Here is a 13,822-nt window from a genome sequence, read left to right as displayed (position 1 = left end):
CACCAGCATAAGTTCCGGCTCCCCACGGATATTCCGGCCGCCGCAGGCTGTTGCCATGGCGACCGAGACAACGACCACGTCCACCGACCGCACCCCCGGCGACACCGCGCCCGGCACCGATCCGGGCACCGACCCGGGCATCCACCAGGGCATCGGATCAGGCATCGAGCCAGACATCGGCACAGGCGCCAAGAACGGCCGCCGGGACCGCAGTTCCTCCGCTCCCCCCGCTCCTCCCGCTCCCGGGAAGGACCATCCACCCCTCGGCAGCCGGCTGTCGCGGCGCGACAGGCTCGTCCTCTTCGTGCTGTGCGCGGCCCAGTTCATGGTCGCGCTGGACTTCTCCGTCCTGAACGTGGCGCTGCCCGTGCTCGGCGCCGACCTCGGCATGAGCCGCTCGGCACTCCAGTGGGCGGTCACCGCCTTCGCGCTGCCGTCCGGCGGATTCCTGCTCCTCTTCGGCCGCATCGGCGATCTGTACGGCCGCCGCAGGCTCTTCCTCGCCGGACTGGCCCTGTTCGGGACGGCCTCGCTGCTCGCGACCTTCGCCTGGGACCCGACGTCGTTCCTGGCCGGACGCGCCCTGCAGGGCCTGGGCGCGGCGGCGATCGTCCCGGCCGGCATGTCGCTGCTGACCACGACCTTCCCGGAGGGTCCCGCGCGTGACCGCGCGCTCGGCATCTCGGGCACCCTCCTGTCGCTCGGCTTCACGGTCGGCATGGTGGCGGGCGGCGTCCTGACGGACGTGCTCGGCTGGCGTTCGACGATGGGTCTGCTGTCGGTGTTCGCGCTGATCGTGCTGCCGCTGGCCCCGGGCCTGCTGCCCGAGTCCCGGACCCCCGACCGTCCGCGCCTGGACATCCCGGGCGCGGTCACCGTCACCGGCGCCCTGCTGGCCCTGATCTACGCCCTGTCGACGGCGGCGGACCGCGGTTTCGGCGGCGCGGACGTCCTCACGGCTCTCGTCGTGGGCGTGCTGCTGCTCGGCGCCTTCGTCCGCGTCGAGTCCCGCGCCGCCGCCCCGCTGGTCAGCCTCCCGATGCTGCGCCGCCGCACGGTGGCGTGGGGCAACCTGGGCGGCCTGGTCACGTTCTCGATGATGTCGACGGTCGTGTTCGTGCTGACCCTGTACTTCCAGGAGACCCTCGCGCTCTCCGCCTTCGAGACCGGCCTGGTGTTCGGCGTGCAGGGCGTGCTGTCGGCCGTCGCCGGGGTGTACGCCCCGAAGGTCATCGGCCGCTTCGGTGCCCGCCGTACGCTGGTCGGCTCGCTGGCCGGACAGGGCCTGTTCGTGGCCACGATGCTGACGCTGGGCACGCACCTCTGGTCCGTCTGGATCGCCACCGCCGCGGTGTCGCTGGCCAGCATGTGCCACCTGGGCGCGATCATCTCGTACGGCCTGACCGTCACCTCGGGGGTCCCCGACGGGGAACAGGGCCTGGCCACCGGCCTGGTGACCTCCACCCAGCAGGTGGGCATCACGGTCGGCATCCCGCTCCTCGGGGTCCTCGCGACCACGTCGGACGACCTGCTGGCCGGCGTGCACACGGTCCTCGCCCTGGACGCGGCGGTCGTGCTGGCGGCGGCGGGACTGGTCGCGGCGGGACTCGGGCGAGGCGGCGCGAAGCGGACCCGCTGAGGGTCAGGGACGGTCGAGGCGCAGGCGCTCGGCCCGCGGCAGACCGGCGACGACGAGATCGTACGAATCCTCGACGAGCTCCCGGACCAGACGGTCCGGGAGTTCGCCGTCCACGGTCACCGTGTTCCAGTGCCGTTTGTTCATGTGGTAGCCCGGGAGGATCAGCCCCGGGTACTGGTCGCGCAGCCGGATCGCGTCCTGCGGGTCGCACTTGAGATTGACCTTGAGCGGGCTCGCGTCCAGGTTCGTCAGCGCGAAGAGCTTGCCCAGCACCTTGAAGACCGAGGTCTCGGGGGTGAAGGGGAAGTCCTCGACGGCCGCGTTGAAGGACAGGCAGAACGCGCGCAGCTGCCGCGGGGTCACTCCGGCTTCTCCTCCTCGGCCGGCCCCGCCGGGCCGACCGGCTCGACGAGGACCGTGACGATCTTGTTCCGGCGGCCGGCCGCGGCCTCCGCCGTCAGCCGCAGTTCCCGCCCGTCGGGCAGTTCGACCACGGAGGAGGCACCGGCGATGGGCACCCGGCCCAGTGCCTTGGCGAGCAGTCCGCCGACGGTCTCCACGTCCTCGTCGTCGTAGGCCTCGAAGCCGTACTGCTCGCCGAGGTCGCCGATGTCGAGGCGGGCGGTCACCCGGAAGCGGTCGTCGCCGAGCTTCTGGACGGGCGGCAGTTCGCGGTCGTACTCGTCGGTGATCTCGCCGACGATCTCCTCGAGGATGTCCTCGATGGTGACGATGCCGGCCGTGCCGCCGTACTCGTCGATGACGACGGCGACGTGATTGCGCTCCTGCTGCATCTCGCGCAGCAGATCGCCCGCGTTCTTGGTGTCGGGCACGAAGGTGGCCGGCCTCATGGCCGTGGACACCAGCTCGGACTCGGCCTCGCGGCTGATGTGCGTCTTGCGGACCAGGTCCTTGAGATACACGATCCCGACGATGTCGTCCTCGCTCTCCCCGGTGACCGGGATGCGCGAGAAGCCCGAACGCAGGGCCAGGGTGAGGGCCTGCCGGATCGTCTTGTAGCGCTCGATGACGACGAGGTCCGTGCGGGGCACCATGACCTCGCGCACCAGGGTGTCGCCGAGCTCGAAGACGGAGTGCACCATGCGGCGCTCCTCGTCCTCGATGAGGGACTCCTTCTCGGCGAGGTCGACCAGCGCCCGCAGCTCCGCCTCGGAGGCGAACGGGCCGCGCCTGAATCCCTTGCCCGGCGTGAGCGCGTTGCCGATGAGGATCAGCAGCGGGGGGATCGGGCCCATGATCCGGGCCAGCGGCAGCAGGATGTACGCGGCCGCCGTCGCGGTGTTCAGGGGGTGCTGGCGGCCGATAGTGCGCGGCGAGACACCGACCGCGACGTACGACACGAGGACCATGACGCCGATGGCGACGGCGAGGGCCTGCCAGGTCTTGTCGAACTCCTTCAGGCAGGCGTAGACGACGAGCGCGGCGGCCGCCATCTCGCAGGCGACGCGGACGAGCAGCGCCACGTTCAGGTAGCGCGTCGGGTCCGCGGCGACCTGCGCGAGCTTGGCGCTGCCGCGCCGCCCGCTGCGCACGGCCTCCTCGGCGCGGAAGCTGGAGACGCGCGCGAGGCCCGCCTCCGCGCAGGCGGCGAGCCAGGCGACGACGACCAGGGCGATGGCACCGATGACCAGCTGAGGGCTCATGACACGGTCGGGGCCGGAGACGGACCCGTCATGCCCTTCTCCGCGCGCCAGCCGTCCACGATGGCGGCCTGCAGACCGAACATCTCGGCCTTCTCGTCGGCTTCCTCGTGGTCGTAGCCGAGCAGGTGCAGCACGCCGTGGACGGTGAGCAGTTGGAGCTCCTCGTCCATGGAGTGCTCCGTCGGGGCGTCCTTGCCCTGGCGCTCGGCGACCTCGGGGCAGAGCACGATGTCGCCGAGCAGCCCCTGCGGCGGCTCGTCGTCGTCCTTCGACGGCGGACGCAGCTCGTCCATCGGGAAGGACATGACATCCGTCGGCCCCGGCAGGTCCATCCACTGGATGTGCAACTGCTCCATGGCGTCGGTGTCCACGACGATCACCGAGAGCTCGGAGAGCGGGTGGATGCGCATCCGCGCGAGCGCGTAGCGGGCGATGTCGAGGATCGCCTGCTCGTCGACCTCGGTTCCGGACTCGTTGTTGACGTCGATCGACATGGCGGTGCTGGTCTACTTCCCCTTGTGGCCCCGGCTCTTGTGGGAGCCGTTCTCGGTGCCGTTCTCGCTGTCGTACTTCTCGTACGCGTCGACGATACGGCCGACCAGCTTGTGCCGGACGACATCCTGGGACGTGAGCCGCGAGAAGTGGACGTCGTCGAGACCCTCCAGGATGTCCTGGACCTGCCGCAGACCCGACTTCGTACCGCTCGGGAGGTCGACCTGCGTCACGTCACCAGTGATCACGATCTTCGAGTCGAAGCCGAGCCGGGTGAGGAACATCTTCATCTGCTCGGCGCTCGTGTTCTGAGCCTCGTCCAGAATGATGAAGGCGTCGTTCAGGGTGCGGCCGCGCATGTACGCGAGTGGCGCGACCTCGATCGTGCCCGCGGCCATCAGGCGCGGGATCGAGTCCGGGTCGAGCATGTCGTGCAGCGCGTCGTAGAGCGGGCGCAGGTAGGGGTCGATCTTCTCGTAGAGCGTGCCGGGCAGGAAGCCGAGACGCTCGCCGGCCTCGACCGCCGGGCGGGTCAGGATGATCCGGTTGACCTGCTTGGACTGGAGCGCCTGGACGGCCTTCGCCATGGCGAGGTACGTCTTGCCGGTACCGGCGGGGCCGATGCCGAACACGATGGTGTGCTTGTCTATGGCGTCGACGTAGCGCTTCTGGTTGAGCGTCTTGGGGCGGATGGTGCGGCCTCGCGAGGACAGGATGTTCTGCGTGAGCACTTCGGCCGGAGTCTCCTGGCCGTCGCCCTCCCCGTTCTCGCTCGCCCTGAGCATGGCGATCGAGCGTTCCACTGCGTCCTCCGTCATGGGCTGCCCGGTGCGGAGCACCAGCATCATCTCGTCGAACAGGCGCTGGACGAGAGCGACTTCACCGGCGTCGCCGACCGCACTGATCTCGTTTCCCCGGACGTGGATGTCGGCCGCCGGGAAGGCCTTCTCGATCACGCGCAGCAGGGCGTCTCCGGAACCCAGAACAGTCACCATGGGGTGCTTGGCCGGGACGGTGAAGTGCGCGCGCGCCTGCCCCTGAACGGGGCCGTGAGCTGTTGGTGTCTGAGTCATGGGCCGGCTCTGTAGGCCTGCGTATCCTCCTCGGTCGGCACGCTTGCCACACGGGCAGCCTTGCGGTTCCCAGCGTACGTCGCGGCACTCACAGAGCCGTAGGGCTTTTCCTGAGGTCACGACGTCGTGACCTCAGCGACGCCCCGACCGGCGCCCGACCGACGCCCCGACCGCTCGCTCGGGCGACCCGCGGGAGAGCCGGCGCTCCCGGCCGGACCCGGCGGTCCGGTGGCCTCACGCCGAGCGGCCGAAGCCGATCGTCGGCACCGCCCGCCGCAGCGGCCAGGGGCGGGTGACCTCGGGGAGCAGGCCCTCCAGGAAGGCGTACCGGCGCAGGGCCGCCGGATCCTGGTCGTCGACCGACTGGACCCGGCGCCACCAGGCGGCGATCTCCGACCAGCCGGGCGCCGACAGCGATCCGCCGAACTCCTGGACGGAGAGCGCGGCGGTCAGCCCGGCGAACGCGAGCCGGTCGGAGAGCGGCCAGTCGGCCAGGGTTCCCATGACGAATCCTGCGACGAAGACGTCTCCCGCGCCCGTGGGGTCCAGCGCCTCGACGGCGATCGCCGGGACCTCGGCGCTCTCCCCGGAGCGGCCGTCCACGGCGTAGGCGCCCTCCGCACCGAGGGTGACGACCGCCAGCGGTACGTGCTCGGCCAGCGCGTGCGCCGCCGCGCGCGGGCAGTCGGCGCCGGTGTACCGCATGGCCTCCTCGGCGTTCGGCAGGAACGCCTCGCAGTGCGCCAGATCGGCGAGACCCGCCAGGTCCCAGCGGCCGGTGTCGTCCCAGCCGACGTCCGCGAAGATCCGGGTGCCCCGGCTCGCGGCCTGCGCGATCCAGGGCGCGCGGACTCCCGGGGTCAGCGAGGCGACGGCGGCACGCGCGCGCGGCGGGCAGTCCGGGGCGGGCTCCTCGGGGGGCGGCTCGTGCCCGTGGCTGACCATGGTCCGCTCGCCCTCGTACGCCATCGACACGGTGACCGGCGAGTGCCAGCCGGGCACCGTCCGCGACGGCGCCAGATCGATGCCCTCGCCCTGCTCCAGGGCGTCCCAGCAGTACTCCCCGTAGTGGTCGTCACCGAAGGCGGCGGCCAGGGAGGTCTTCAGCCCGAGCCGGGCGAGGGCGGTCGCCATGTTCGCGACGCCGCCGGGGCTCGAACCCATGCCGCGCGCCCAGGACTCGGTGCCGCGCACGGGGGCGGAGTCGAGCCCGGTGAAGATGATGTCGAGGAAGACGGTGCCCGTGAGGTAGACGTCCCAGGGCGGGTCGCTCGCCGTGCGCTGCCCGGCGAGCGGGTCGACATGGGCCTGGCGGTACGGTCCCTCGCCGTTGGACGCGATCACGGTGCGCTCCCTGGGGTGGTGCGGATCTGGCCAGTGTGCACCACACCGCCCGGGCGGGGCCGTGGGTCACGCCGGGGCGGCCGTGGTCCTTGGTGCGGGTGGGTGTCGTCCCCTCAGGGCCCGCGCCCGCCGCGCGTCCAGGTACGCACTCCGGTCCCTCACCTGCCGAAACTCCCTCGCCCCCGGGGCGCGGCACCGGCATTCGACCCGCTCGGCGCCTGAAGGATCGGCGCTTCTACCCCGGGCCCCTCACCCCAAAACGAAGAGTGCCCCAGATCACATCTTCCGGCCTTCTTCGCGGAGCCGCCCACTTGATACAAATTGCCCCGCGCGTTCCTGTCCGTCGACAGCCGCCCCCTCCCCCCTTCTTGAGCCGCTCTCGCATGCCCTGGGAACGCCCGTGTCCGCCCGCACCACCACGCCCTGGCCCCTCGTCGCCCTTTCACGGCCGGGTACCTCGCCGCGTATCTGCTGCCCACCACCGTCGGCCGCCTGGACGCGGGACTCCCGCTCTCGGCCACCCAGGCCGGCGCCGTCGGCAGTGTCCTGCTGCTGAGTTCGGCCTCGGCCGGCTTCCTGCTCGCCTCCCGCGTCGACCGCTTCGGCCCGCGCCTGCTCGCCCGCGCCGGTCTGCTCCTCGCCGCCGTCGGCTACGGCACCGCCGCGCTCTCGTCGGCCGTCCCCCTCGTGGTCGCCGGCGCGATCGTCGGCGGCTTCGGTTCCGGTACGGCCACCACGGTCGCCGCGACCGGGATCGCCGGCCGGCGCGATCCGCACCGGGTCACCACTCTCGGTCTGCTCGGCGTCTCCGCCCTCGCGGGCGCGCTGTATCTGACGATCCCGCGTCTGGGCCCGGCGCACGGTGTCCCGCTCGCCGCGATCGCCTGCGCGTCCCTGCTCTCGCTGCCTCTGACGGGACGCCTTCCCGCGCACGCGCCGGCGGCCCACACCCGACGCGCCGCCAGTCCGCTCCCGCACCGCCGATCCGGTCTGCTCCTCGCCGCCGCGATGCTCTTCTGGTCCCTCGCGCAGAACGCCCTGTGGGGCGTGAGCGGCCGGATAGGCCTGACGCAGGCGGGACTCACCGAGGTCACCGTCGGCGCGGTCTTCGCGGTGGCACTCGGCGCCGGACTGCTCGGGGTCGTCGGCGCGGGCACCCTCGGCCCGCGGCTCGGCACGGGGCTCCCGATCGGCCTGGGCACGGCGCTGATCGCCGGCTGTATCGCGCTCAGCTCGGCGGCCACCGATCTGACGTCCTTCGCGACGGGCGAGATCGCCTGGAACACCCTGTACCCGGTCGTGCTCTCGTACGTGATCGGTCTCGCCGCGTCCATGGACCCGCGCGGCCGGTGGGCGGTCCTCGTCGGTTCCGCCTCCTCGCTCGGCACCGCGTGCGGCCCGCTCACCGGCAGCCTGCTGTCCGCGCGGGCCGGCTACCCGGCGATGGGCACGGTCCTGGCGGCCGGCCTGCTGCTGGTCGGCGTCCCGATGACCCTCGTGGCCCTGCGTCCGCGCCGCGGCACTCAGATCGTCGAGATCCCCGTCCCGGAGATGCCGGTCGCGAACGACCCCGTGGCACCGATCCCGGCGGCGGACAGCCCCTTCACGGACATCACCGTCGTGGAGATCTCCGTGGCACCGGCCCCCGCCCTGGACGGCCCCTTCGCGAAGGTCCCCGTCACGGGGCTCGGGCTGGAGGCCGTGCCCGCCCAGCGGGACGCGTACGCCACGGCGGGCCCCCGGCACGCGGCGGCCACCGCGTCCGCGCCGGGGACGGTGTCCGTCTGACGCCCGTCCGCCCGTCCGCCCGCCCCTCCGTCCCAGCGGACGGACGGCGCACGCAACGGCGCACGGCCGGACGGCACACGGATCGGCGGGCGCTCTCCCGGCTAAGGGAACTCGTACGCCTCGACCTCGGCGATGTACCGCGCGCGCCGCTCCTCGTCGTGCTCCAGGAAGGACGCCTCGAACGAGTTGCGCGCCAGCTCCCGCAACCGCTCCTCGCCGAGACCCAGGGCCTCGCGCACCGCGTGGAAGTTGTCGCCGGCGTATCCGCCGAAGTAGGCGGGGTCGTCGGAGTTGACCGTGCACAGGAGCCCGGCGTCCAGCATGGCGGGCAGCGGGTGCTCCGCCAGGACGTCCACGGCGCGCAGCCGTACGTTCGACAGCGGGCAGAGCGTCAGCGGCACCCGATCCCGGACCAGTCGCTCGACGAGCTCGGGGTCCTCCATGCAGCGCAGCCCGTGATCGACGCGCTCGACGCCCAGGAGGTCGAGTGCCTCGGTGATGTACGCGGGCGGCCCCTCCTCACCGGCGTGCGCGACGCGCCGCAGACCGAGCTCGGCGGCGGCCTCGTACACCGCGCGGAACTTGACCGGCGGATGGCCGACCTCGGCGGAGTCGAGGCCGATGCCGACGATCCGGTCGAGGTAGGGCTTCGCGGCCTCCAGGGTGTCCATGGCGGACTCGGCGGACTCGTCGCGCAGGAAGCACATGATCAGCTGGGTGGAGACACCGTGGGTCTCCTCGCTGCGGCCGAGCGCCCGCCACAGCCCCTCGACGACCGTCCCCATCGGCACGCCCCGGGCGATGTGCGCCTGCGGGTCGAAGAAGATCTCCGCGTGCCGCACGCCCTGCGCGGCGGCCCGGGCGAGGTAGGCGTCGGCCAGGTCGGCGAAGTCCGCTTCCGTCCGCAGGACGGCCATGAGCTCGTAGTACAGGTTCAGGAACGTCTGGAGGTCGTCGAAGAGATACGCCTTGCGCAGTTCCTCGGTGTCCGCGTACGGCAGGGTGACGCCGTTGCGCGCGGCGAGCGCGAAGGCCAGCTCGGGTTCGAGGGTGCCTTCGATGTGGAGGTGCAGTTCAGCCTTGGGGAGGGACATCGAAGCATCGTACGGTCGCTTACCGGGCACACCGAAACCGGCACCTTCCCGACACCGGGACACGGAGCGGACCCGGAGCGGACCCGGAGCGGCCGAACCGTCACCGCCGCTTCGGGACCGGCACTCTCACCAGGTCGTGCGCCACCGTCAGCTCCCCGTCGAACCCTGCCGCGCGGGCCTCGCGCTCGAACTCCCCGGGATCGGAGTAGCGCTGGCTGAAGTGGGTGAGCACGAGGTGCCGTACGCCCGCCTCCTTGGCCACCCTGCCTGCCTGGCCCGCCGTCAGATGACCGTGGTCCGAGGCGAGCCGGTGGTCGCCGTCGAGGAAGGTCGACTCGATGACGAGCAGGTCGCAGTCCTCGGCGAGCGCGTCCACGCCCTCGCACAGCCGGGTGTCCATGACGAACGCGAACCGCTGTCCGCGCCGCACCTCGCTGACGTCGTCGAGAGCGACGCCCCGTAGCGAGCCCTCCCGTTGCAGAACCCCGACGTCGGGCCCCTTGATCCCGTGCTCGGCGAGCCGCTCGGGCAGTATCCGCCGCCCGTCCGGTTCGACCAGCCGGTACCCGAAGGACTCGACGGGGTGGGAGAGCCTGCGGGCCTCCAGGGTGTACGCGGGGGTCGTCACGAGGACACCGTCGTCCGCGACCGGCGCCTCGGTCAGCCGGGCGGTCTCGCGGTAGGCGGTGGCGTAGCGCAGCCGCTCGAAGAAGTGCTGTCCGGAGAGCGGGTAGTGCGCGATCACCTCGTGCGGTACGCGGTCGAGGTTGATGCGCTGGATCACCCCGCCGAGTCCGAGCGAGTGGTCGCCGTGGAAGTGCGTGACGCAGATGCGGTGCACGTCGTGCGCGGCGACCCCGGCACGCAGCATCTGGCGCTGCGTGCCCTCACCCGGGTCGAAGAGGAGCCCCTCGCCGTCCCAGCGCAGCAGGTAGCCGTTGTGGTTGCGGTGCCGGGTCGGAACCTGGCTGGCGGTGCCGAGGACCACCAGTTCACGTGCGGACAAGGCCGGCTATCCCGGCGGCCACTGCATGCCGCGGCCGCCCAGGAGGTGGGCGTGCGCGTGGAAGACGGTCTGTCCGGCCCCGCTGCCCGTGTTGAACACGACGCGGTAGCTCTCCAGCTTCTCCTCGCCCGCGACCTCGCCGGCCTCGCGCAGGAGGTCCGCCGCGACGGCGGGTTCGGCGGCGGCCAGGGCGGCCGCGTCCGGGTAGTGCACCCTGGGGATGACCAGGATGTGGGTCGGCGCCTGCGGGTTGATGTCGCGGAACGCCACGGTCGTGTCGGTCTCGCGCACCAGCGTCGCCGGAATGTGCCCGGCCACGATCTTGCAGAACAGGCAGTCGTCCTGCGGCTCCCCGCCCTCTGCTCGCCTCGGCTCCTGCGCCATGCGTGTGCCTCCTCACGCCAGCCGATCATTACCTCCGCATGCTAGCGGCCCAGCGGGGCGGGCGGCTCGTGGCGCCGCCCGCCCGCGCGGGTCACAGCGGCGGCAGCGTGGGCGCGGTCTTCGCCGGGTTCTCCTCCAGCGCGGCCAGCGCGATCCTGACCGCCTCGTCGAGCTGGGTGTCGCGTCCGGCCGCGTGGTCCTGCGGAGCCTGGACGACCTCGATGTCGGGATCGACGCCGTGGTTCTCGACGCTCCACTCGTAACCCTCGAGCCAGAAGGCGTACTTGGGCTGGGTGACGGAGGTGCCGTCGACGAGGCGGTAGCGGCTGTCGATGCCGATGACGCCGCCCCAGGTGCGGGTGCCGACCACGGGTCCGATGCCGAGCGCCTTGATCGCCGCGTTGACGATGTCGCCGTCGGAGCCGGAGAACTCGTTGGCGACGGCGACGACGGGGCCGCGCGGCGCGTCCTCCGGGTAGCTGTAGGGGCGCAGGCCGCGGGGCAGGTCCCAGCCGACGATCCGCCGGGCGAGCTTCTCCACGACGAGCTGGGAGGTGTGGCCGCCGCGGTTCTCCCGGACGTCCACGACGAGGCCTTCGCGGGCCACCTCGATGCGCAGATCGCGGTGGAGCTGCGCCCAGCCGGAGCCGACCATGTCCGGCACGTGGAGATAGCCGAGGCGCCCGCCGGACCGCTCGTGGACGTAGGCGCGCCGGTCGGCGACCCACGCGTGGTAGCGCAGCGGCTCCTCGTCGGCGAGCGGTACGACGACCGCGTGGCGCGGATCGCCGCCGCCCGAGGGCGAGACGGTCAGCTCCACCGGTTTGCCGGCCGTGCCGACGAGCAGCGGCGCGGGCCCGGCCACCGGGTCCACGGGGTGTCCGCCGACCGCGACGATCGCGTCCCCGGCGCGCACGGCGACGCCGGGCGCGGCGAGCGGGGCCCGCGCGTCCGGGTCGGAGGTCTCCGAGGGGAGGATCCGGTCGATGCGCCAGCTGCCGTCCTCGTGACGGGAGATGTCCGCGCCGAGGAGCCCCTGCGCCCGGTCGCCGCCGCCCCATCCGCCGCGGGGGGTGACGTAGGCGTGCGAGGTGCCGAGTTCGCCCTGCACCTCCCACAGCAGGTCGACGAGGTCGTCGTGGGTGGCGACCCGTTCCAGGACCGGCCGGTACCGGTCGAGGACCGCGTCCCAGTCGACGCCGCCCAGGTCGGGACGCCAGAAGTTGTCCCGCATGAGGCGGCCGGTCTCGTCGTACATCTGGCGCCATTCGGCGGCCGGGTCGACGGTCTGGCGCACCCGCGACAGGTCGACGGTGATGTTCGTGTCGCTCTCGTCGTCGTTCGAGGCGCGCCGGTCGCTGGGGACGACCTTGAGCTTGCCGTCGGTCCACAGCAGGACCCGCTTGCCGTCTCCGGTGACGGTGAAGTGGTCGGCGTCGGCGGCGAGGTGTTCGATGCGCTGCTGGGCGAGGTCGTACCGCTCCAGTTCGGTCTTCGGGTCCGGGTCGTCCGGGGTCGCGCGGGAGGAGCCGAGCACGCCCCGCAGCGGGTGGCGCAGCCACAGCAGCCCGTCCTTGGCGGCGCGCAGCGTCGAGTAGCGGGCGGCCTCGACGGGGAACGGCACGATCCGGTCGGCGAGTCCGTCCAGGTCGATACGGGTGCTGGGGGCGCCCTCGCTGTCGGGCGTCTCGTCCTTGTCGGGTGCCTCGAAGGGCCTGCCGTGGCGCTGCGGCCCGAAGGGGGACGGTGTCGTCGCGGCCAGGGTGATCAGATACGGCCGGGAGCCGCCGACGAACGCCAGGTCGAAGACGTGCTCGTCGTAGACGGGGTCGAAGGCGCGCGCCGAGAGGAACGCGAGGTGCTTGCCGTCGAGGGTGAACGCCGGTGCGTAGTCCCGGAAGCGCAGCGGGGTCGCCTCGGTGACCGACAGGTCGGTGGTGTTGGCGAGCTTGAGGTGGCGCAGCGGGCGCGGTCCGGGGTGCGACCAGGCGAGCCACGCGGAGTCGGGCGAGAAGACGAGTCCGGTGACCTCGCCGTCCTCGCTGCGGTCCACCTCGCGGACCTCGCCGCTCTCGCGCTCGACGAGCAGCACGCGCCCGTCGTGGGAGGCGACGGCGGCGCGGCTTCCGTCGGGCGCCATGGCGAGGCCGAGGACCCTGCCGAGCGCGCCCGCGGCGAGCCGTCGCGGGGTGGCTCCGGGGGCGACGCCGGTGGCGGGGGCGAATTCGAGGGCGTCGTCGCCCTCCGCGTCCGTCACCCAGACCACGTGCTCCTCGCCCTCGGCACGGAAGGTGCGGGGCAGCCGGGCGCGGACGCCCTGCTCGGTGGCGAGCGCGCGGGCCGGTCCGGAGCGGTGGGTGACCCAGTGGACGGCGCCGCGCACGGAGATCGCGCTGCCGCGTCCGGTGTGGTCGGGCGCGGCGGCGGAGAACCAGCGCGAGGCGCTGACGGGGTGGGGCTGCTGGTCGACGCGCTGGCCGCCGAGCCGGATGTCCAGCCGGCGCGGCTCGGCGCCGTCGAGGAGCCACAGTTCACCGGCGGACGCGTACACCACCCGGGTGCCGTCGGTGGAGGCGTGGCGGGCGTAGAAGCTGTCCACCGGCGTATGACGCCGCAGGTCGGATCCGTCGGCGAGCGAGGAGTACAGGGCCCCGACGTCCTCGTGGTCCGACAGGAAGGCGATCCTCTCGCCCACCCAGCAGGGGTATTCGAGGTTCCCGTCGATGTCCTCGTGCAGCCGGACGAACTCGCCCTCGCCGTTCCGGTCGATCCACAGCTTGCCCGCCGTGCCGCCGCGGTACCGCTTCCACCAGGCCGCCTCACGCCCCATCGGGGCGGACAGCAGGACGACACCGGGCGCGCCGTGGGCGACGTCGCCGACGGGGCCGTACGGCAGGGTCGTCGCGGGGCCGCCGTCGAGCGGGACGGACCGTGCCCAGGTGCGGCGCAGACTGGCCTGGCCCTGGCTGCTGAGGGCGAGCACCTGTCCGTCGGGGGTCCAGCCGCGCACCTGGGTCTTCGAACTGCCCCAGTACGTCAGCCGTTTGGCGGGCCCGCCCGCCAGGGAGGCGACGTGGACCTCGGGGGCGCCGTCGCGCGTGGACGTCCAGGCGACGGTCGTGCCGTCCGGGGAGATGCGCGGTTGGTTCACCGCTACGTTGTCGGCGCTGATCCGCCAGGCGCGGCCGCCGCCGTCGAGGGGAGCGGCCCAGATGTCGTCCTCGGCCGTGAAGACGACCAACTCGCCGTGCAGATGCGGAAACCGGAGATACGCGGAGGCTGCGGACTCTGTCACCCGGTCACCCTACGCAGCGGACGCGCGCCCCGACAGGGGTTTG

10 protein-coding genes and 1 pseudogene are annotated in these 13,822 nt (G+C 72.6%); 2 read left to right on the top strand and 9 right to left on the bottom strand.

Annotated elements, in window-relative coordinates; all coding sequences use genetic code 11:
- Positions 1-55: 55 nt before the first annotated feature.
- Positions 56-1,639 carry an MFS transporter gene (locus OOK38_RS20000; RefSeq protein WP_266848626.1) on the top strand — a complete coding sequence of 528 codons (1,584 nt, stop codon included), beginning with the start codon at positions 56-58 and terminating at the stop codon, positions 1,637-1,639.
- Between the two features lie 3 nt (positions 1,640-1,642).
- On the opposite strand, the gene OOK38_RS19995 is transcribed toward OOK38_RS20000, so the two are convergent.
- The 5 genes from OOK38_RS19995 to OOK38_RS19975 form a co-directional block, all read right to left on the bottom strand.
- Positions 1,643-2,002 (bottom strand): MmcQ/YjbR family DNA-binding protein, encoded by a 360-nt coding sequence (locus OOK38_RS19995; RefSeq protein ID WP_266758595.1) that lies wholly within the window; start codon positions 2,000-2,002, stop codon positions 1,643-1,645.
- On the bottom strand, positions 1,999-3,303 hold the full coding sequence (locus OOK38_RS19990) for a hemolysin family protein (protein ID WP_266848624.1): 1,305 nt from the start codon (positions 3,301-3,303) through the stop codon (positions 1,999-2,001). The genes OOK38_RS19995 and OOK38_RS19990 overlap by 4 nt, the downstream gene beginning before the upstream one ends.
- A complete protein-coding gene (gene ybeY, locus OOK38_RS19985) occupies positions 3,300-3,797 on the bottom strand; it encodes an rRNA maturation RNase YbeY (protein ID WP_266758599.1) in 498 nt (165 codons plus the stop codon). Before ybeY ends, OOK38_RS19990 begins: the two co-directional genes overlap by 4 nt.
- 12 nt (positions 3,798-3,809) lie before the next feature.
- A complete protein-coding gene (locus tag OOK38_RS19980) occupies positions 3,810-4,868 on the bottom strand; it encodes a PhoH family protein (RefSeq protein ID WP_266758601.1) in 1,059 nt (352 codons plus the stop codon).
- A 234-nt stretch (positions 4,869-5,102) separates the two neighbouring features.
- Positions 5,103-6,212, bottom strand: coding sequence for a carbohydrate kinase family protein (locus OOK38_RS19975; protein WP_266758603.1), 1,110 nt, complete (start codon positions 6,210-6,212; stop codon positions 5,103-5,105).
- A 400-nt stretch (positions 6,213-6,612) separates the two neighbouring features.
- Here OOK38_RS19975 and OOK38_RS19970 point away from each other — a divergent pair.
- Positions 6,613-8,000, top strand: a pseudogene (locus tag OOK38_RS19970) (MFS transporter).
- Between the two features lie 101 nt (positions 8,001-8,101).
- Here the strand turns inward: OOK38_RS19970 and OOK38_RS19965 are convergent.
- The 4 genes from OOK38_RS19965 to OOK38_RS19950 form a co-directional block, all read right to left on the bottom strand.
- Positions 8,102-9,094 carry an adenosine deaminase gene (locus tag OOK38_RS19965; RefSeq protein WP_266758606.1) on the bottom strand — a complete coding sequence of 331 codons (993 nt, stop codon included), beginning with the start codon at positions 9,092-9,094 and terminating at the stop codon, positions 8,102-8,104.
- A 100-nt stretch (positions 9,095-9,194) separates the two neighbouring features.
- Complete coding sequence (locus OOK38_RS19960) at positions 9,195-10,100, bottom strand: ribonuclease Z (protein WP_266758608.1); 906 nt, start codon at positions 10,098-10,100, stop codon at positions 9,195-9,197.
- A gap of 6 nt (positions 10,101-10,106) precedes the next feature.
- Positions 10,107-10,484 (bottom strand): histidine triad nucleotide-binding protein, encoded by a 378-nt coding sequence (locus OOK38_RS19955; protein ID WP_266758610.1) that lies wholly within the window; start codon positions 10,482-10,484, stop codon positions 10,107-10,109.
- Between the two features lie 91 nt (positions 10,485-10,575).
- Positions 10,576-13,779 (bottom strand): S41 family peptidase, encoded by a 3,204-nt coding sequence (locus OOK38_RS19950; protein WP_266848623.1) that lies wholly within the window; start codon positions 13,777-13,779, stop codon positions 10,576-10,578.
- Between the last annotated feature and the right edge of the window lie 43 nt (positions 13,780-13,822).

This window comes from Streptomyces sp. NBC_00568 (assembly GCF_026341855.1).
GTDB lineage: Bacteria > Actinomycetota > Actinomycetes > Streptomycetales > Streptomycetaceae > Streptomyces.
Note: the sequence above shows the minus strand (reverse complement) of the source record. Positions and strands in the feature narration are given on the sequence as shown.

Excerpts from the sequence above, each read along its gene's own strand:
- OOK38_RS20000 (WP_266848626.1), top strand. The coding sequence starts at position 56 with ATGGCGACCGAGACAACGACCACGTCCACCGACCGCACCCCCGGCGAC.
- OOK38_RS19990 (WP_266848624.1), bottom strand. The coding sequence starts at position 3,303 with ATGAGCCCTCAGCTGGTCATCGGTGCCATCGCCCTGGTCGTCGTCGCC.
- ybeY (WP_266758599.1), bottom strand. The coding sequence starts at position 3,797 with ATGTCGATCGACGTCAACAACGAGTCCGGAACCGAGGTCGACGAGCAG.
- OOK38_RS19980 (WP_266758601.1), bottom strand. The coding sequence starts at position 4,868 with ATGACTCAGACACCAACAGCTCACGGCCCCGTTCAGGGGCAGGCGCGC.
- OOK38_RS19965 (WP_266758606.1), bottom strand. The coding sequence starts at position 9,094 with ATGTCCCTCCCCAAGGCTGAACTGCACCTCCACATCGAAGGCACCCTC.
- OOK38_RS19955 (WP_266758610.1), bottom strand. The coding sequence starts at position 10,484 with ATGGCGCAGGAGCCGAGGCGAGCAGAGGGCGGGGAGCCGCAGGACGAC.